This window comes from Microbacterium sp. P5_E9 (genome assembly GCF_054049175.1).
Window position 1 is genome coordinate 66,280 of sequence record NZ_JBFUMV010000008.1, and the last position, 18,356, is coordinate 84,635.

The 18,356-nt window shown below is 69.7% G+C and carries 17 protein-coding genes; 5 read left to right on the top strand and 12 right to left on the bottom strand.

Features of this window, described 5'->3' with window-relative positions:
* Positions 1-239: 239 nt before the first annotated feature.
* Together ACXJ3V_RS11940 and ACXJ3V_RS11945 are read left to right on the top strand one after the other, a co-directional pair.
* Positions 240-425 (top strand): DUF5302 domain-containing protein, encoded by a 186-nt coding sequence (locus tag ACXJ3V_RS11940; RefSeq protein WP_457100527.1) that lies wholly within the window; start codon positions 240-242, stop codon positions 423-425.
* A gap of 45 nt (positions 426-470) precedes the next feature.
* Positions 471-1,292 (top strand): DNA/RNA non-specific endonuclease, encoded by an 822-nt coding sequence (locus ACXJ3V_RS11945; protein ID WP_457100528.1) that lies wholly within the window; start codon positions 471-473, stop codon positions 1,290-1,292.
* Positions 1,293-1,320: 28 nt separating this feature from the next.
* Here ACXJ3V_RS11945 and ACXJ3V_RS11950 read toward each other — a convergent pair whose 3' ends face one another.
* The 8 genes from ACXJ3V_RS11950 to ACXJ3V_RS11985 form a co-directional block, all read right to left on the bottom strand.
* Positions 1,321-2,199: a hypothetical protein gene (locus tag ACXJ3V_RS11950; RefSeq protein WP_457100529.1), complete on the bottom strand. Its 879-nt coding sequence runs from the start codon at positions 2,197-2,199 to the stop codon at positions 1,321-1,323.
* A 47-nt stretch (positions 2,200-2,246) separates the two neighbouring features.
* A complete protein-coding gene (locus ACXJ3V_RS11955) occupies positions 2,247-2,948 on the bottom strand; it encodes an NUDIX domain-containing protein (RefSeq protein ID WP_457100530.1) in 702 nt (233 codons plus the stop codon).
* A 67-nt stretch (positions 2,949-3,015) separates the two neighbouring features.
* Positions 3,016-3,663, bottom strand: coding sequence for an FMN reductase (locus ACXJ3V_RS11960; RefSeq protein WP_457100531.1), 648 nt, complete (start codon positions 3,661-3,663; stop codon positions 3,016-3,018).
* A gap of 1 nt (position 3,664) precedes the next feature.
* A complete protein-coding gene (locus ACXJ3V_RS11965; RefSeq protein WP_457100600.1) occupies positions 3,665-4,870 on the bottom strand; it encodes an LLM class flavin-dependent oxidoreductase in 1,206 nt (401 codons plus the stop codon).
* Positions 4,871-4,974: 104 nt separating this feature from the next.
* Positions 4,975-6,126, bottom strand: coding sequence for a N(5)-(carboxyethyl)ornithine synthase (locus ACXJ3V_RS11970; protein ID WP_457100532.1), 1,152 nt, complete (start codon positions 6,124-6,126; stop codon positions 4,975-4,977).
* Positions 6,127-6,258: 132 nt separating this feature from the next.
* Positions 6,259-7,839, bottom strand: coding sequence for a hypothetical protein (locus ACXJ3V_RS11975; protein WP_457100533.1), 1,581 nt, complete (start codon positions 7,837-7,839; stop codon positions 6,259-6,261).
* Between the two features lie 127 nt (positions 7,840-7,966).
* Positions 7,967-8,848 carry an alpha/beta fold hydrolase gene (locus ACXJ3V_RS11980; protein WP_457100534.1) on the bottom strand — a complete coding sequence of 294 codons (882 nt, stop codon included), beginning with the start codon at positions 8,846-8,848 and terminating at the stop codon, positions 7,967-7,969.
* A 13-nt stretch (positions 8,849-8,861) separates the two neighbouring features.
* Complete coding sequence (locus tag ACXJ3V_RS11985) at positions 8,862-10,328, bottom strand: carboxylesterase/lipase family protein (protein WP_457100535.1); 1,467 nt, start codon at positions 10,326-10,328, stop codon at positions 8,862-8,864.
* Positions 10,329-10,441: 113 nt separating this feature from the next.
* Between ACXJ3V_RS11985 and ACXJ3V_RS11990 the strand changes: the two genes are divergently transcribed.
* Positions 10,442-11,644 (top strand): acyltransferase family protein, encoded by a 1,203-nt coding sequence (locus ACXJ3V_RS11990; protein ID WP_457100536.1) that lies wholly within the window; start codon positions 10,442-10,444, stop codon positions 11,642-11,644.
* 27 nt (positions 11,645-11,671) lie between these two features.
* On the opposite strand, the gene efeB is transcribed toward ACXJ3V_RS11990, so the two are convergent.
* From efeB to efeU, 3 genes are read right to left on the bottom strand one after another with little or no spacing between them, the layout of a single operon-like run.
* The gene (efeB, locus tag ACXJ3V_RS11995) at positions 11,672-13,006 is read right to left on the bottom strand and encodes an iron uptake transporter deferrochelatase/peroxidase subunit (RefSeq protein ID WP_457100537.1); all 1,335 of its coding nucleotides are present in this window, start codon (positions 13,004-13,006) and stop codon (positions 11,672-11,674) included.
* A gap of 1 nt (position 13,007) precedes the next feature.
* Complete coding sequence (gene efeO, locus ACXJ3V_RS12000) at positions 13,008-14,234, bottom strand: iron uptake system protein EfeO (RefSeq protein WP_457100538.1); 1,227 nt, start codon at positions 14,232-14,234, stop codon at positions 13,008-13,010.
* Entirely contained in the window at positions 14,231-15,250 is a 1,020-nt protein-coding gene (efeU, locus tag ACXJ3V_RS12005; protein ID WP_457100539.1) for an iron uptake transporter permease EfeU, read from the bottom strand. Before efeU ends, efeO begins: the two co-directional genes overlap by 4 nt.
* A 151-nt stretch (positions 15,251-15,401) precedes the next feature.
* Between efeU and ACXJ3V_RS12010 the strand changes: the two genes are divergently transcribed.
* Positions 15,402-16,466: an isopenicillin N synthase family dioxygenase gene (locus ACXJ3V_RS12010; RefSeq protein ID WP_457100540.1), complete on the top strand. Its 1,065-nt coding sequence runs from the start codon at positions 15,402-15,404 to the stop codon at positions 16,464-16,466.
* 78 nt (positions 16,467-16,544) lie between these two features.
* Here ACXJ3V_RS12010 and rpsO read toward each other — a convergent pair whose 3' ends face one another.
* The gene (rpsO, locus tag ACXJ3V_RS12015) at positions 16,545-16,814 is read right to left on the bottom strand and encodes a 30S ribosomal protein S15 (RefSeq protein WP_019180606.1); all 270 of its coding nucleotides are present in this window, start codon (positions 16,812-16,814) and stop codon (positions 16,545-16,547) included.
* 181 nt (positions 16,815-16,995) lie between these two features.
* On the opposite strand from rpsO, the gene ACXJ3V_RS12020 reads away from it, so the two are divergent.
* Complete coding sequence (locus ACXJ3V_RS12020) at positions 16,996-18,330, top strand: MFS transporter (protein WP_457100541.1); 1,335 nt, start codon at positions 16,996-16,998, stop codon at positions 18,328-18,330.
* The last annotated feature ends 26 nt before the right edge of the window (positions 18,331-18,356 follow it).

An 18,356-nucleotide genomic window follows, 5' to 3' on the forward strand; every position in this document is an offset into this window, starting at 1 on the left:
CTGCGCTGGCCACCAGTAGAAGATCACCCGACGCGATTCGTCCGGGGAACCCACCACAGGGGACCAGCTTTCTGCCGGCCTGCTCCATGAGCTCATGTTGAATTGAGCGGATGCCGAGAGGCAACCTGACCAAGCCTACCAGTGAGGCGCCCCTGAACCCCTGTGAGGGCACCCCTCTGCGGCCGCGCGGGCGCCGATGCCCGCATGACAGTGGCGCGCGCTCTGCGTAGGGTGGAGGCATGAGCACCGATGACAAGCCGACCGGCGCCGCAAGCGACGACATGAAGCGCAAGTTCAAAGAGGCGCTCGACAAGAAGAACGCGCAGAGCCGGGACGGCGAGGCGCACCTCGATGGCGACTCGGTCGTGCACAGCTCGCACGGTCCGGCGTCGCAGAAGCGCGAGTTCCGCCGCAAGAGCGGCTGATCCTGAGCGGCCGAGATGGATCGGATGCCGCGACATGATGGGGGCATGAATCCCCTGGACGCAGCATCCGTCGCCATCGGCTACGACCCGGCGTTCCTGACGGTGCCGGTGCCGCTGCCGGTGGCCCTCGCCGACACCGAGACCGTCGCCCTCGCCTACCCGCACTTCTCGGTCAGTCTGGACACGGCCAGACGCCTCGCCGCGGTGACCGGCGTCAACATCGACGGCGCCCGGCTCCACGATCTCGAGCGCACCGGAGACTGGGAGCTCGACCCGCGCGTGCCGCCGAGCGCGCAGACCGGCCCGGCCGTCTACGCCGCCAACGACTTCGACCGCGGGCACCTCGTCCGTCGCCGCGATCCCGGCTGGGGCACCATCGCCGAGGCGAAGGCCGCGACCGAGGCGACGTTCGTGTACCCGAACGCCGCGCCGCAGGCGGCGGTGTACAATCAGTCCGAGGAGCTCTGGGTGGGCCTGGAGAACCACGTCCTGCAGTGGGCGGATGCCGCCGACCTGCGCGTCTCGGTCTTCACCGCTCCGGTGCTCGCAGCGGACGACCCGCCGTATCGCGGCATCCGGATCCCCCTGCGATTCTGGAAGGTCGCGGCGTGGACCGACGATGCCGGTGAGCTCGCCGCGGCAGGTTTCCTCCTGGACCAGAGCGAGCTCATCGACACCACCGAGGGAGTCGTCGGGGTCGCGCCGCTCGGGGGCTTCCGCACATTCCAAGTGCCGATCGCCGACATCGGCGAGCTGGCCGGCATCGACTTGGGTCCGCTGGTCGCGGCCGACGTGCTCAGTGAAACGGTGTCAGTCGCCGGCTCGGCGTGGGTGGAGCTGACCGACCCGTCGCTGATCCGCCTGTGAGGCGCAGACCTGAGCTGACTCCGCCGACTCAGTTCGGGTAGAGCGCATCCCACGCGATCTCGGCCATCTTGGCGTGTCCGCTCGGCCTTAGGTGGCTGAAATCCGGCGTCAGGTCTACGGGATCGAGCTGCATCGCCTGCATCGCCCCCTCATCGGTGATGCAGTGCGCGTACGCGCTGCACACCCCGACGACCGTGTTGAAGTACGAATCGACGAGCTGCTGCAAACCCGCGACCTTCTCGGGCACGACTTCGAGGGTGGCGGGGTCGACGACATCGCACAGGCCGGTTCCCGCGATGCGCGCGGGGTCGACCGCCATCGCCGCCGCGGTGTACTCCTCGACCGATGCCCATTGCGACACGAAGAGGATCGTCGCGTCCGGCAGCCCCGCCGAGAGCACGTCCATGACCTTCACAAGGCCATCCCGGTAGACGGGCAGGTGCTGTTCGTCGGTCCCATCGCACTGCATGTCGTTGTCGATCGATTGGATGAGGACGAGTTCCGGCTTCGGATCCTCCCCCACGATCAGCTTCGCCTGGCCCAGCAATCCGTTGACGTTGGAGCCGTCCACGGCGACGTTCACCGCGTGACCTTCGACCGCGGGGTTCTCCGCGAGGATACGCAGGTAAACGCTGTTCACATCGGGACTGTCTCCGGTCGCCCAGGAATTGCTCCGGGCATCCACGCCAGGGGCTGCGCTGTCGTAGCCGGTGAGCCCCGAGTGGCCGATTGCGGCGATCGCGGATGGCCAGCCGGGCACCGCTTCAGCGGGCGGAGGGGACGCGCTCTCGGCAGGGGCTGCGACCGGCTGCCCGTTCGAGCACGCGGCCAGCGCGAGCGCTGCGACCACGCCGACGATGAGCGCCGCCCATGCACCACGACGGCGCGCAACGTCGATCAGGGCCACGGCTACCCCCAGGAATCGTTCGCCCGAACTTTCCCGGATGCTAACAGTCAGCGCGCGAACGGGCCATCGAGAACGACCCATTGCAGCAGCATGATCGTCTTCGCGTCGGCGATGCGGCCGTCGCGGATCATGGCGAGCGCAGTGTCGATGTCGAGTTCGAGCACGTCGATCTCCTCGCCCTCATCGGCGAGTCCGCCGCCCGCGGCCGTGCGCTCCGCCGGCGTGTAGGGCGCGGCATAGAAGTGCAGCCGCTCGGTGACCGACCCGGGACTCATGTACACGTCGAAGACGTGCTGCAGCTCGCCGACCTGCACGCCGGTCTCCTCGGCGGCCTCCCGGCGGATCGCGGTCTCCGGGTCGTCGTCGTCGAGAAGGCCGGCCGCCGTCTCGATCAGCATGCCGTCGGGATGGTCGTTCACATAGACCGGGAAGCGGAACTGCCGGGTGAGCAGCACCAYGCGCCTGGCCGCGTCGTAGAGCAGCACGGTCGCCCCATTGCCGCGATCGTAGGTCTCGCGCTGCTGCGTGGACCACGCGCCGGCGTCGTCCTGGTAGTCGAGGGTCGTGCGGCGCAGGACGTGCCACCCGCTCGCGAGCAGCTCCACGTCGCGCACCCGCACGCGCGGGTTGCGGTCGAGATCCAGGCCCGTCCGGTCGAGCCCCGTGCGGCCGCGGGCGTCGGGGAGATCAGCGCCCGGGATGCCGCGGCGCTCGGGAAGACGGTCCAAGGATGCTTCGTCAGCGGTCACTCTTGAACCCTATTCGCGTCCCTCCTCGCCTCGGGCCCATGCACCCGAGACGAGGAGCGGACGACGACTACTCCCCGGCGAGACCGCCGAGGAGGTGGCCGAACGAGCGGCCCTCGCCGAGGTAGTTCGCGGGGTCGAACGGATCGCTGCCGGCGACGGGCTCGCGCCGCGCCACCGCTTCGGCGAGTTCGCGGGCACCGCGGTCGACGCGTTCGCTGAGCGGGGCGACGCGGTCGGCCGAGCCGCCCCAGTCGCTCGAGGCTGCGAACACACCCGTGGCGACGGCCTCGGCGTGCAGGTAGGCGAACAGCGGCCGGATCGCGTAGTCGATCGCCAGCGAGTGGCGGGCCGTGCCCGCATTCGCCCCGATGAGGACGGGCTTGCCGGTGAGCGCGTCGGGGTCGAGCACGTCGATGAACGACTTGAACAGCCCCGAATAGCTCGTCGAGAAGATCGGCGTCACCGCGATGATCGCGTCAGCCGAGACGACCGCGTCGATCATCGACTCCAGCGCCGGCGGCGCGAAGCCGGTGAGGAGGTTGTTGGTGATGTCGTGCGCGTAGTCGCGCAGCTCGAACACGTCGACCTCGGTCTCGATCCCGCGCTCGGCGAGCTGTTTGACGGCGGAGGCCGCGAGCCGATCGGCGAGCATCCGTGTCGAAGAGGGGTTGGAGAGCCCCGCCGAGATCACGGCGATGCGGCGCTGCGAGGTCATCTCAAGCTCCTGTCCGGGTTGCGGCGGCACCGAACGCGACGCCGGCCTTGGCCGGAGTGTCGCGGTAGGGCGTGTCGCCGGCGAGATTGTCACCACGGTTCGCGTTCGGGACGGCGACCCGCGGGGCCTCGTCGCCGTAGGCGGCACGCACGAGACCCGCGTGGGTCGGCGCATCCGGCACCTCTGCGGGACGGTTCTTCGCCAGCTCCTTGCGGAGCACCGGAACCACTTCGCCACCCAGGATGTCGAGCTGTTCGAGCACCGTCTTCAGCGGAAGTCCGGCGTGATCGATGAGGAACAGCTGCCGCTGGTAGTCGCCGAAGTGCTCGCGCATGCCGGCGTAGCGGTCGATGACCTGCTGCGGCGAGCCGACGGTGAGCGGGGTCATCTCGGTGAAGTCCTCGAGCGACGGGCCATGGCCGTAGACCGGAGCGTTGTCGAAGTAGGGCCGGAACTGGGTGACCGCGTCCTGCGACTTGGCCGCCATGAACACCTGACCGCCCAGGCCGACGATCGCCTGCTCGGGCGTGCCGTGCCCGTAGTGCGCGTAGCGCTGGCGATAGAGGGCGATGAGGCGCTGGTAGTGCTCCTTGGGCCAGAAGATGTTGTTCGCGAAGAAGCCGTCACCGTAGTACGCGGCCTGCTCGGCCACCTCGGGGGTGCGGATCGAGCCGTGCCAGACGAACGGTGCGACGCCGTCCAGCGGACGAGGCGTGGACGTGAATCCCTGCAGCGGCGTGCGGAACTGACCCTCCCAGTCGACGACGTCCTCGCGCCACAGTCGGTGCAGCAGGTTGTAGTGCTCGATGGCGAGCGGCAGGCCCTGACGGATGTCCTGGCCGAACCACGGGTAGACCGGGCCGGTGTTGCCGCGGCCGAGCATGAGGTCCGCCCGGCCGCCGGCGAGGTGCTGGAGCATCGCGAAGTCCTCGGCGATCTTGACCGGGTCGTTCGTCGTGATGAGCGTCGTGGCGGTAGAGAGCACGAGGCGCTCGGTCTGGGCCGCGATGTAGGCGAGCGTGGTCGTGGGCGATGACGACCAGAACGGCGGATTGTGGTGCTCTCCGAGCGCGTAGACATCCATGCCCACGTCCTCGACGTGCTTGGCGATGATGACAGCGTTGCGGATCTTCTCCGCTTCGCTGGGTGTCCTGCCGGTGGTGGGATCCTCGGTGATGTCGCTGACGCTCATCACGCCGAACTGCATCCCGGACCAGGTGGTGTTCTCGCTCACGATCTCTTCTCGCTCTCCGGATGCCGCGGCATCCGATTTCCATGCAAGTGAATGTATATCGTGTAACGCGGCGCCTGTCAGGATATTCCGGCCAGATGCGGAAAGGCCGAATCGCGGGATTGGAACTCCAGGATCGCGGGGTTCAGGATCACGCCGTCCGCGATCTCGGTCGCCCGCCGGATCGTCTCGTCCTTCGCCCATGCGCCCGGTCCGCCCATCACGGTCGGGATGAAGCCGAGCAGCGCTTCGCTGATCTCCCAGCTCGCCGAGTTCCACAGGTACGAGGGGCTGTGGTCCACGCCGTAGTAGTTGATCGTCCGTCCGACGGTGAACATGGGCTCCGCGAAGGAGGTGGGCCGAGCCCACTCGAAGCCCATACCCTCGTCGCACGAGACGTCGACGATGAGGCTGCCGGGACGGAAGGCGTCGAGATCGGTCTCGCGGAGGTAGAGCAGCGGACTGTTCGGATCCTGCAGCGTGCAGTTCACGACGATGTCGCTCTCGGCGAGGAACGGTGCGAGCGGCACCCTGCCCTCGTCGGTGATGACTTCGCTGAGATACGGCTCATCGTCGTGGTCGAACTGGATGATGCGCGCCGCGTGGATCGGCGCGGCCACCGACGCGGTCCGCCGGTTGGTCAGCACCCGCACATCGTGCACGCCGTGCGCGCGGAGCGCGGTCACCGCGCCGCGCGCAGTCGCGCCGAATCCGATCACGACCGCCGTGAGCCGGCGGCCGTAGTCCCCCGTCGAGCCGCAGAGCTCGAGGGCGTGCAGCACCGAGCAGTACCCCGCCAACTCGTTGTTCTTGTGGAACACGTGCAGGCCGAACCCGCCGTCCTTGGCCCAGTGGTTCATCGCCTCGAACGCGATGACCGTGAGCCGCTTGTCGATCGCGAGCTGCGTCATCCGCTCGTCCTGCACCAGGTGCGGCCAGCCCCACAGCACCTGGCCGTCACGGAGGTCCTGCAGGTCTTCGAGCTGAGGCTTGGGCAGGAGCACCACATCGGATGCCGCGATCACCTCGTCGCGGGGCGCGAAACGCCCGACGAACGGAAGGATGTCGGCATCCTCGATGCCGAAGCGCTCGGCGTACCCTTCCTCGACGATCACCCGCCCGCGCAGGCGTTCCGGGAGCCGTTCGAAGTGGCCGGGGTGGATTGGAACCCGCCGTTCTTCGGGCTTGCGCGAGGTGCCGATCACACCGAGAGTCAGTCCAGCAGCGGTCATCGTCCGGCCTCGTTCCATGCCCGGGGCAGAAGCCTCCCCCGGAGTCTCGACGCTACACCTCGGTTCTGCGCGCGAGCACGGAAGGGGCAGGGCGCCGATGCGACGCCCCGCCCCGTGGACCTCTCCGAGCGGCTATCGGTGTGCGCGCGCGACGACGACGCGAACCGCGATCAGCACACCCCCGAAGCCCGCGATCAGCAGTCCAGCGAGACCGAGCGAGCCCAGCCCGTCATGCTCCGACGACGACATGCCCGTCGCCGCGAGCGTGGCAGCGGCCGGGGGCGCCACGACCGCGGTGACAACAGCCGGCGCCACCACAGCGGACACGGCCGGCACTGCGGGCGCCGCGGTCGGCGACGGGAAGATCGCCGACCCGCCGACATGACCGAAGGCGAAGATGAACGTGTTCGGCGTCCCGTGCTCCGGGTCGTCCGATGTCTCCCCGAAGGAATACGCCTCGGCTCCGACCGCGGCGAGCGCGGCCTGTGCTCCGGCCTCGGATTCGGCCGCCCCGTAGAAGATGATGAACGACAATGATGCGCCGGGCGCGAGCCCGCCGAACGAGAAGTCGAACAGCGCACCGTGATCGTCCGGCCCGGAGTCGACCGCGTTTCCGTGGAAGAGGATCTCCGACGGACCCTCCAGCGGGTTCGGCGAGGCGAAGCCGTCGTCACTCGTGTACGTGAGGGCGCTGGCGGTGCCACCATCGATCGTCACGAACTCGTCGAACGCGGTCGGCTCCACGTCCCAGTCCATCACGCGGCGATACTGCACCGTGGCGATGGGCTCGCCCGACAGGTTCTCGATCGTGACGTTCACCTGGTAGAGGTTGGGCGTGTCGGCGGACGGGATGTACTCGTGGGTCACCCGGAAGTACGGCGCCTCCGCCTCATCGGTCACGAGCACCACCGACTTCGCGGTCGAACCGGTCCACTCGAACGACTCCAGAACCAGATTCTCGCCGCCGGTGCCGAGTTCGGCGAGGTTCGCGCCGCCCCAGACTCCCGTTGCCGGGTCGGCGACACCCCAGCCCTCGCAGAGGCAGCCGGGCGATGTCGAATCGTTGTTGGTCGGGAGGTAGCCCAGCCCCGCGTCGCCGGGCCCAGCGGGCGAACCGGTCGCGTCATCGGTGTTGAGCTCGCCGGTCGGGTTCACCGCGAGCAGCACGGTGCCGTTGTCGATGCACACGGCGGGGTAGCACGGGTCACCCGGCTCGGGCAGCGTCGCCGCAGGTTCTTCGGCCGCGAACAAGGTGACCGTCGGCCCATCGGGCGACTCGGCGAAGACCTCCTCCGGCGTCGCGCCCGCGGGAGCAACCACCACATCGGCCGGCTCTACGGGGTCGGCGACGGCGGCCGGCGGATCCGTGACGGCCGCGGGCGAGTCCGCAACGGGGGTCGGCGGATCCGTGACGGGGGTCGGCGGATCCGTGACGGGGGTCGGCGGATCCGTGACGGGGGTCGGCGGATCCGCGACAGGGGTCGGCGGATCCGTGACGGCGGCCGGCGCGGGCGCAGCCGGCGCGGGCGCAGCCGGCGCCGGAGCGGCCGGCTCCGGAGCGACCGGCTCCGCGGTCGGTGCGGATGCCACGGCCGCATCGGGCGGAGGCGCGATCTCCTCCGCGAATGCCGCGGCGGGCAGCACGGTCAGCGCTCCGGTGACGGCAGCGGCACAGGCGATCATGATCGCGTTTCGAGCGAACGGAACTCTCATGGTGCGGTCTCCTCACAGAAAGATGCGAGCACGGTGCTCGCAACCCGGAGGAGCCGCGAAGCGACTCTCAGATACAAGAGGGCAGGCAGTCATTCGTCATGCGCATCGGGTGCGCCCAGGTCAGCGCTCAGGACTCGGCGAACACCGCGAGCATGTCCCGCACGAGCTGGTGCGGCGCCGTCTCGCACGGTGCGTGACCCGTCGGGTACACCGCGACGCTCGCGCCGATGCGCTCGGCCCACGAGCGGTGCTGCTCCTCCGGCCACAGATCCTGCTCGCCCACGGCGATGAACTTCGGGATGTCGATCGCGGCGACCGCATCGGCGATGTCGGGCATCGTCATCATGAGCTCCACGATGTCGTCGATCACCGGGCGCCCGGTGACGGCCATGCGCTCCCGCACGAACGCGATCCGCATCGGCGGCGTGCGGTTGAGGTTGTACCGGATCCCCCACAGGATGAGCCCCGCGGCACGATGCGGCGGCATGTCGGAGATCGGCCCGATGTGCTTCACCCCGCGGAACACCTGGCCCGTCGCCGGCGGAGCGGCCATGAGGGTCAGGCTGGCGAACAGGTCTGGGCGCTCGACCATCGCCAACTCGGCGACGAGCCCCGCGAAGCTGTAGCCGAGGACATGGGCGGGGCCGCGCCCGTCCTCGAGGATCGCGATGAGATCGTCGATGAACAGGCGATAGTCGTACTGCTCGCGCGGTGGATCGAGGTGCTGGGGGCCCGCCGCGACGGATTCCCAGTGCCCGGCGATGTCATACGACTCGACGAGGTAGCCCGCGGCGGCGAACAGCGGGAAGAGGAGGATGAAGTCCTCCTTCGAGCCTGCGACGCCCGAGACCAGTACGACGCGCGGCGCATCCGGGTCGCCGAGACGGACCCGGGCCAGCCCGCCGCTGCGCGCCGCGAACACGTCGTGGTGGGTCCCGGGGGGAAAGACGTGCCAGTCGATGTCGACGATCGCGCGATCTCGCTGGGAGGCATCGTCGAGCGCAGTCATAGCGCGCCTGAGACTATCGGGTGGGGAGCCCGGCGAGCTCATCCGCACGCGGGGCGTCCTCGATGTGGCCGCCGTCGGCGTCGAAGACCTGCACGGGTCGGCGCGCCGACCATCGCTCCCACCCCGGATCGCCGTCGACGACGAACGACACCCATGCCCGGTGCATCACCTCGGCGAGCGCCACCGGAGCATCGGTTCCACCGAGAGCGACCGCATCCGGAGTCTCGAGGCGATCGAAGACGAAGCCGAGCTCCATCGCGTGTGCCGCACCGAGGCCGTCGACCGGGCTCTGCCAGCGGAACTCGTAGACGAACGTGGGGGCTGCGGCATCCGCACGGCTGTCCGCGAATCTCGTGGCAGGACCGCGCAGCAGCATGTCCGAGACGATCTCGCCGAGCACCTCGCCCGGCAGCGCCTCCGGGCGGCGCGCGCGGTGCGCGCGCACGATCCGCCGCGGGACCCGCGCCGACATGCGGGCGACCGCGACCGTCGTCCAGCTGATCCGGTCCAGCGCACCGTTCGGGGCGAGCCACAGCCGGTACTCCTCGCTGGTCGTTCCGATGAGGACAGGGATGCCGCGCCCCGCGCCGGCGAGCAGTGCGCCGAGTGGATCCTCGGGCACCGCCTCTCCCCCGATGACCAGCGCGACGCCCGGGCCGCCGCCCAGCGGAGACCCGCCCGCCCCGACTGCCGTCTGCGTCGCGGCGAGCTCGGCCGGCGTCACTGCCTCGAACCCGGACCGCGTGGCGGCGACGCGCCGGCGCTTCGCGATCTCCCGCGTCATGCGCCCGGCCTTCTTCGCGGGCTGAGCCTGCAGCGGTCCGCTCTGCAGGATGGCCTGATCGAACAGCTCGGCCGCGTGCGGCAGCGCGAGCAGCGCGGTGAGCGTGTTGGCGCCCGCCGACTGCCCCATCACCGTCACCCGGGCCGGGTCGCCGCCGAACGCGTGGATCTCGCGCCGCACCCAGCGCAGCGCCGCCTGCTGGTCCAGGACGCCGAGGTTCTGCGGCACGTCCTCGAGCACCRCGAATCCTTCCTGGCCGAGCCGGTACTGCAGGGTGACGAACACGATCCCGTGCCGGGCGAACGTGGCGCCGTCGTATGTCGGCAGCGCCGCCGACCCGCGCGTGAGCGCGCCGCCGTGGACGAAGACGAGCACCGGAAGCGCGGCATCCGGGTTCCGGTCCGCGGGCGCCCACACGTTCACGGTCAGGATGTCGTCGCCGGGCACCTCCACCGTCGCGAGGTACTTGTCCATGCCGCCCTGGTACGGCGTCTGCGGCGCGGTCGGCCCGAACGATGTCGCGTCGCGCACCCCCGTCCACGCCGTGGGCGGCGCGGGAGCCCGGAACCGCTGGTCACCGAACGGCGGCGCCGCGTACGGGATGCCGAGATAGCGGTCGATGCCGTCTTCGCGAGCTCCGCGCAGTGCGCCGGTCGAGATCGTGGTCGGGATCGCCGCAAGGGGGGCGTCAGGCATGGAGTCTCCTCTTCCGGCGCGCCACCCGCTCGGGAGCGGACGCCTCATCGCGCAATGCTCGTGTCAACCGGGGAGCGACCGGCCGAGACCCCAGGATATGGTGGCCTCGCGTCATGACCGAACCACCGAGCACGGCCGCCGCTGCGGCATCCCCGGCTCCCGGCGCGCCTGCGGCCGGGGGCGCCGGCGCGCCGCGAGTCCGCCGCCGGGTGCCGTTCTGGGACAACGCCCGCTTCGCCTGCATCGTCCTGGTCGTCCTCGGGCACTCGCTCCAGCGCCTGACCCACGATTCCGACATCGCCCTCGGCCTCTACCTCGTGATCTACGCCTTCCACATGCCGGCGTTCGCGATCATCTCGGGATATTTCTCGAAGGGCGGTCCGCCGACGCGGCGGCAGATGGCCCGTGTGATCACCGACATCCTCGTGCCCTACGTGATCTTCGAGGCGCTGTGGACCCTGACGAAATGGCTCGTGGAGGGCCAGGCGAACCCGAACCTGACCGAGCCGTCGTGGACCCTGTGGTTCCTGCTCGCCCTCGGACTGTTCCGGCTCGTGCTCCCCTACCTCGCACTGCTGCGCTGGCCGCTGCTGTGGACGATCGTGATCTCGATCTGGGTGGGCTACCTGCCCAACATCGATTCCACGCTGTCGCTGTCGCGCACCCTCGGGCTGCTGCCGTTCTTCACCTTCGGATGGTGGCTCAGCGAGCACGACATCGTCGATCGCCTCGCCCTCCTTCGGCGGCGCAGCTGGTGGGTGCCGGTCGCGGCTGTCGGCATCTTCGTCGCCGCAGGCTGGGCGGCGTGGTTCTTCATCGACACCTGGCGTGCCCTGAATCTGCGCGAATGGCTCTTCTACGACGAGAACTACTCGTCCATCGGCGCCACGCAGTGGTGGGCGGGCGGGGTGCGACTCGGGCTCATCGCCGTCGCGGTGATCCTGTCCACCGCCTTCTTCGCCCTCATCCCCCGCCGCACGCACTGGTGGACGCACTTCGGCCAGTACACGATGTACGTCTACCTGCTGCACTCGTTCGTGCTCTACCCGTTCCGGGAGTCGGGGGTGCTCAGCCGCCTCGAGCCCACCTGGCTGTGGCTGCCGATCGTGGTGGTCGCCGCAGTGCTGATCGCGCTGGGGCTCGCCACGAGGCCCGTTCGCCGCCTGTTCCGCCCGCTGGTCGAGCCTCGACCGAAGTGGCTGTTCGGCGATGCCACGCTCGCCGGGCGCGAAGGGCACCGCAGCGATCCCACCGGGTCGCGCAGGCCGCGCGAAGCGCCGCGGGCCCTGCACCCTGATCCGCGGCAGAACGGCTGACTCCGCGCGGCGGCGGTGGTGGGCCGATCAGGCGAACAGCGCCGCCCCGAGATACGAGCCGGCCGTGGCGCCCGGGGGCACGGCCCAGATCCCGGACCCGACGTGGCGCACGTACTCGAGCATGAGGTCGGTCGACAGCGAGCGCTGCAGCGTGACGAACTGCTCGGGCGAACGCTGGTAGGAGAGGAAGAAGAGCCCGGCATCGAGTCGTCCGAGATCGTTGTTGCCGTCGACGAAGTTGTAGCCGCGCCGGAGGATGCGGACGCCGTCGTTGAACTCGTGATGCGCGAGCCGGACGTGGCTGGCCACGTCGATCTTGGGCGCGCCCGCGGCATGCTTCTCCGCGAAATCGGGTTCGGTGTACTCGCCGCCGCCGGACAGCGGTGCGCCCGTCCCCTTCGCCCGGCCGATGATGCGGTCCTGCTCCGAGAGACGCACCCGGTCCCAGGTCTCGATGAGCATCGCGATCTTGCGGGCGACGAGGTACGACCCGCCCGCCATCCAGTCGGGAGAGTCGGATGCCGCGACCCAGACGTGCGCCTTCAAGGCTGCGGTGTCGTCGGCGAGGATGTTGGCGGTGCCGTCCTTGTACCCGAACAGGTTGCGCGGGGTCTGCTGGTCGGACGTCGTCTTGGACGTGCGGCCGTACCCGAGCTGCGACCAGCGCAGCTTCGCCCGCCCGAACGCGATGCGGCTGAGGTTGCGGATGGCGTGCACAGCGACCTGGGGATCGTCGGCGCAGGCCTGGATGCACAGATCGCCACCGCTCGCCTCAGGGTCGAGGTCGTCTCCCAGGAAGGGCGGGAGTCCTTCGAGCCCCTGCGGCCGGCGGGCGGCGATGCCGTAGCGGTCTTCGCCGGACTCGGACACGAACAGGGTGGGACCGAATCCGATCGTGATGGTCAACGCGGCGGCCGTCAGGCCCTGCGCCTCACCGGTGTCGTCCGGTGGCGCTTCGGGCGATCCGCCGACCGCACCGGTCGCGCTGACCTCCAGTCCCTGAGTCATGCGCGCCGCGGCATACGACCAGTCCTGCAGGAGCGAGATCAGGTCGTCGCGATTCGTGCGCGCCATCATGTCGAAGGATGCGAAGTGCAGATGCTCCTGGACGGGCGTCGTGATCCCCGCCTGATGGGCGCCGAAGAAGTCGTACGCGGATGTCGCGGTCTGCCGCTCCGCCGCCCGCCCGGCGCCGACACCCGCTGCGAAACCGCCGGCAGCCCCGGCGACGAGGCCTGCGGCACCGGCGCCCACAGCGAGGCCGAGCAGACCGCGGCGACTCACCCCCGGCTCGGGCGCGACAGGCACCGCCGGGAGGTCGCCCCCCGGCGGCAGCTCAGCGGGCTGGCGGCTGTCGGACACGCTAGGCGAGCACCGTGGCGGTCAGCTGCGACAGCGGCTCGGCGAGCGCGTTGATCAGGTCGGTGAGCTCGCGCTTGTCCGCCTCGGTGAGTTCGCCGTAGGAGACGAATCCCTCCGCGAGCGTTCCGTGGGTGGCGAGGGAGGCCTCCAGTGCCGCGTAGCCGGCGTCGATGTCGTCGACCAGCGCCGCTCCGTCGTCGCCCTTCGACTCGGCGAGGTCCCGCACGAGCGAGAACGCCATCTTCGAGCCTTCGACGTTGGCGGCGAAGTCCCAGAGGTCGGTGCCCGACCACCAGTCCTCTTCGCCGCTGATCTTTCCGGTCGCGACCTCGTCGAGCAGGGCGATCGCGCCGTTGCTGAGGCCCGCGGCACCCTGCGACTCGAGGGCCGCCTGGAACTCGGCGGAATGCACGTAGTCGTTCAGCTCCTGGACATCGGCGACGAGCTGGTCGCCGTATGCGGCGCGTTCCTCAGGAGTCGAGGGCGCCCAGTCCTGCCAGGCTGGCGCGCCGTCTGCATTCAGCGCGGCTTCGGCCGGCACCCACAAATCCTTCTCGATCCGGTGGAAGCCGGTCCAGTCGAGTCCGTCGGCGACGGCGTCGACTTCGCGGAAGTCGATCTTCGGGTCGAGGTCGCCGAGCGACTCGGCGATGGGCTCGATGCGCTCGTAGTAGGCGCGCACATTCGGGAACTGGGTGCGGGCGGACTCGTCATCGCCCGACTCGTAGGCGGCGGTGAACGTGTCGACCGCGGGCACGAGCTGCTCGACCTGCTCCTTCACGAACGCCGCGTAGAGGTCGACCGCCTGCTGGTGCTGCTCAGCGGCATCTCCGGTCGCCTCGACGCGCTCTCCGCTCACGGTGAAGCCGGTCCTGCCGACTCCCTCGCCGACCATGCCGGGCTTGCAGACCGTGTAATAGCTGCCGGGCTGGGCCACGACCGAAAGGGTGCGCGACGCGCCGGGTGCGATGTTCTCCGCTTCGCCGACGATGCGGAGGCCATCCTCGGCGAGGAGGTAGAACTCCGACACCTCCTGGCCCGCGTTCTCGATGTCGAAGGTCAGCGTGCCGCTGGTCGCGCTCGCGGCCGAAACCGCGCAGGCCGAGGCTGTCGATGTCACCTGGAGGGCATCGGCGGCCGCGACATCGCTCTTCGCGACGCAGCCCGACAGCACGAGGGCTGCAGCTCCGACCGCGACGAGGATTCCGAGGGGGCGGTGCAGGGTCATGCGGCTCCTTGCCGGGGAGTGGTGGCGGGCGACGCGGAGGGCCGACCGGCAGCGGACGATTCGAGAACGGGGGTGGTTGGGGTTCCAGACGCGGCCGCCTGAGACGCGACGGGGGCGGATGCCGCGGCCCGGCGCGCGGCGCGGCCTGGGGCGCGCAAGCCACGGACGAAGAGCGATCCGACGATCGCGACGTAGAGCACCCAGGCGGTCACCTGCAGCCAGGACATCTTGGGCATGAAGCCGACGATCGACTGCAGGATCACGGCGAGCGGGCCGCCGGGCGCGATGGCCCCGCTCACGTCGAACGCCCAGCCGAACGGGAAGGCGCCCAGCCCGACGGCGACGGCGCCGGTGACGGGATCGATCGGCGCGGCCTCGGTGAACGGCCCTGGGAGCGCGCCGGCCTCCTGCAGATCGAGGATCGCGTACGCGAGGACGCCTGCCGCGACGACGACGAGGAACGCGCCGGTCGCCCCGAAGAAGACCCGCAGGTTGATGCGCAGCATGCCCTTCGCGAGGAGCCAGCCCAAGCCGACCGCAGCGACGAGGCCGAGGAGCGCGCCGAGCAGCGTCGCGGGCGTGGTGCCGAACGACTGCACCATCGACCACAGCAGCAGGGTCGTCTCGATGCCCTCCCGGGCGACGGAGATGAAGCCGATGAAGACGACCGCCCACAGTCCGCTCGAGGCGAGTGCGCGGTCCACGCCGTTCTCGAGCGTCGCCTTCATCGAGCGGGCGGTCTTCTGCATCCAGAAGATCATCCAGGTGACGAGGGCGACGGTGACGAGCGACAGGATCCCGCCGATCAGCTCCTGCGCTTCGAAGGTCAGCGTGTAGGTGCCGAAGGTCAGGACGGCGCCGATGCCGAGCGACAGGGCCACGGCCAGGCCGACCCCCATCCACAGCCGGGGAAGCACATCGCGCCGGCCCATGCGCGTCACATACGCGACCAGGATGCCGACCACCAGTGCGGCTTCGAGACCCTCGCGAAGGCCGATGAGAAAGGTCGCGAGCACGTCGGTCCTATCGAGGTAGTGAGGTAAGGCTTACCTGAACACGGTACCCAGCACTTCGCGACCTGTCCAATCCTTGGACGCAGCCTCCGCGAAGAGGTAACGGTCGGCAATATTCGAGCGGATGCCGCGGCATCCGCTTATCGTCGCCTTCATGGCCGATCTGAACCTGCCGATCCTCGATCTCTCCCAGCTCGACGCCGGGCCGGAGGACGCCGCTCGTTTCCGCGATGACCTGCGCGCCGCGACCCACGACGTGGGATTCTTCTACCTCACCGGCACCGGGGTGACGCCTGAGCTGGAGGCGCGCCTGCACCAGGCGGCGCGCGACTTCTTCGCCCTCCCCGAGGAAGACAAGCTCGCGATCGAGAACGTCAAGAGCCCGCACTTCCGCGGGTACACGCGCGTCGGCGGCGAGCGCACCCAGGGCAAGGTCGACTGGCGCGAGCAGATCGACATCGGCCCGGAGCGCGAGGCCATCGTCGATCCGGACGCACCGGACTTCTCGCGCCTGATCGGACCGAACCTGTGGCCGGCGGCCCAGCCCGAACTGCGCGACGTCGTCTCGCAGTGGCACGACCACCTCTCCGGGGTGGCGCGCAAGCTGCTGCGCGCGTGGGCGCTCGCACTCGGGGCGCCGGAGAGCTACTTCGACGAGCACTTCGGCGAGCCCTCCACCCTCATCAAGATCGTCCGGTACCCCGGCAAGGAGGACCCGACACCCCAGCAGGGCGTCGGCGCCCACAAGGACTCCGGCGTGCTGACGCTCCTGTGGGTCGAGCCCGGCAAGGGCGGGCTGCAGGTCGAGCACGACGGCGAATGGATCGACGCTCCCTCGGTGGCCGGCGCGTTCGTCGTCAACATCGGCGAGTTGCTCGAGTACGCGACGGGCGGCTACCTCATCGCGACGAAGCACCGGGTGATCTCGCCCCGCTACCCCGACGACCGCATCTCGGTGCCGTTCTTCTTCAACCCCGCGCTCGACAAGCGGCTGCCGCTGATCGAGCTGCCCGCAGAGCTCGCAGCGGAGGCGCGCGGAGTCACCCAGGATCCAGCCAACCCGATCCACGCGCTCTATGGCGAGAACGCCTTGAAGTCACGCCTGCGCGCGCACCCCGATGTCGCCGAGATCCACCACGCCGACCTGGTCGCGGCGCGGACGGAAGCGGCCGCCGGTTCGAGTGGCCGCGAAGCGGCTGTATCGAGATCATCCGTCTGATTGCAAAGCGAAAGGCCGCCCACACCGTGGACGGCCTTTCAAGAAAGCGATTGTGCGCTGGCTGCGACTAGTCGATGACTAGCGGCGGAGCCCCAGGCGCTCGATCAGCGAGCGGTAGCGCGCGATGTCGATGTCCTGGAGGTAGCCGAGCAGACGGCGGCGCTGACCGACCATGAGGAACAGACCACGACGTGAGTGGTGGTCGTGCTTGTGCTCCTTCAGGTGCTCTGTGAGGTCCTTGATGCGCTGCGTCAGCATCGCGACCTGCACCTCGGGGGATCCGGTGTCACCGGGGTGCGTCGCGTACTCTTCGATGATCGCCTTCTTGGCGTCAGACTCGAGTGGCATAGATGGGATCCCCTTCCTGGTCATTGCGCGGCGCCCGACGCCTGATGCGTGAGCTCTGTTTATCCGCGGCCGATCAAACGGCAACCTCAAGAGTCTACCAGGCGGGATCTTCAGGGACGAATCGCCCCGGTTCCCGCCGCGGATAGGCTCGGAGGATGCCTCGACACCACCCGCCCGCGTCGTGACCGAGCGACGGGATCCGCCGAGAAGGCCAGGCCTGCGCCGCGACCACTTCATCGATCTGCGGCCCCTCACCACGAGCCCGCCGTTCGCACGCCTCTGGATCGGGTCGACCCTGTCCGGGCTCGGCGGCCAGCTCACCGCGGTCGCGGTCATGCTGCACGTCTACGACCTCACCCAGGACACGTTCGCCGTCGCGATGATCGCGGTGGCGGGGCTCTTGCCGATGATCGTCGCGGGTCTGTACGGCGGGATGCTGGCGGATGCCTTCGACCGGCGGATCGTCGCCCTGCTCGCCGCCAGCGTGACCTTCGCGGCGACGACGGCGCTGGCGTTCCTCGCCTGGGCGCACGTCGAGACGGTGTGGTGGCTCTACGTCCTGAGTGTCGTCATCTCGGCGGCCAACTCGATCGTGATGGCCACGAAGGAGGCGATCACGCCGCGCCTGCTCCCCCGCGACCTCCTCCCCGCCGCCGCCGCCCTGCACGGCATCACGGTGGGGATCATGGTCACGGCTGGCCCCGCCCTCGCGGGGGTCCTCGTGGCGTTCACCGGCTACGCGTGGACCTACACGATCGACGTCGTCCTCATGCTGTCGCTCTTCCTCGGGCTCTGGACGCTGCCGAGCATCCGCCCAGAGGGCGAACTCGTGCGCCCGGGGCTCGAGGCGCTGCGCGACGGGTGGCAGTTCCTGAAGCGGGCGTCGAACATCCGCCTGCAGTACATCCTCGACATCACCGCGATGACCTTCGGCCAGCCGATCGCGCTGTTCCCCGCGATCGGTGCGCTGCTGCTCGGCGGCGGGCCGATCACCACCGGCGCCCTCACCGCAGCCTTCGCCATCGGCGCGTTCTTCTCGAGCCTGTTCTCGGGCCCGATCGGCCGGGTGCGTCAGCAGGGGCTCGGCATCGAGCGCGCGATCCAGGTGTACGGCGGATCGATCGCCGGGTTCGGCCTGGTGCTGCTCGCGGCGGCGTTCGGCGTGTTCGCCCCCGAGACCGTGGATGCGACCCACGCGAACCTCGCGCTCATCGTCATCGCGTCACTCTTCCTGGTCGTCGCGGGCGGCGCCGACAACGTCAGCGCGATCTACCGGTCGACCATGATGCAGGCGGCCGTGCCCGACGCGATCCGCGGCCGGCTCCAGGGCATCTTCGTCGTCGTGGTGACAGGCGGTCCGCGCATCGGCGCGCTCTACGCGGGCGCTCTCGCCGCCGTCACGACGCTGTGGTTCCCGCCGCTGCTCGGCGGCTTCGCGATCATCGGACTCGTGGCCCTGCTCGTGCGTCGAAGCCCGCGCTTCCGCGAGTACGACGCCGAACATCCGGTTCCGTAGCACCGCCTCCGAGAAGCCGCCCCGGA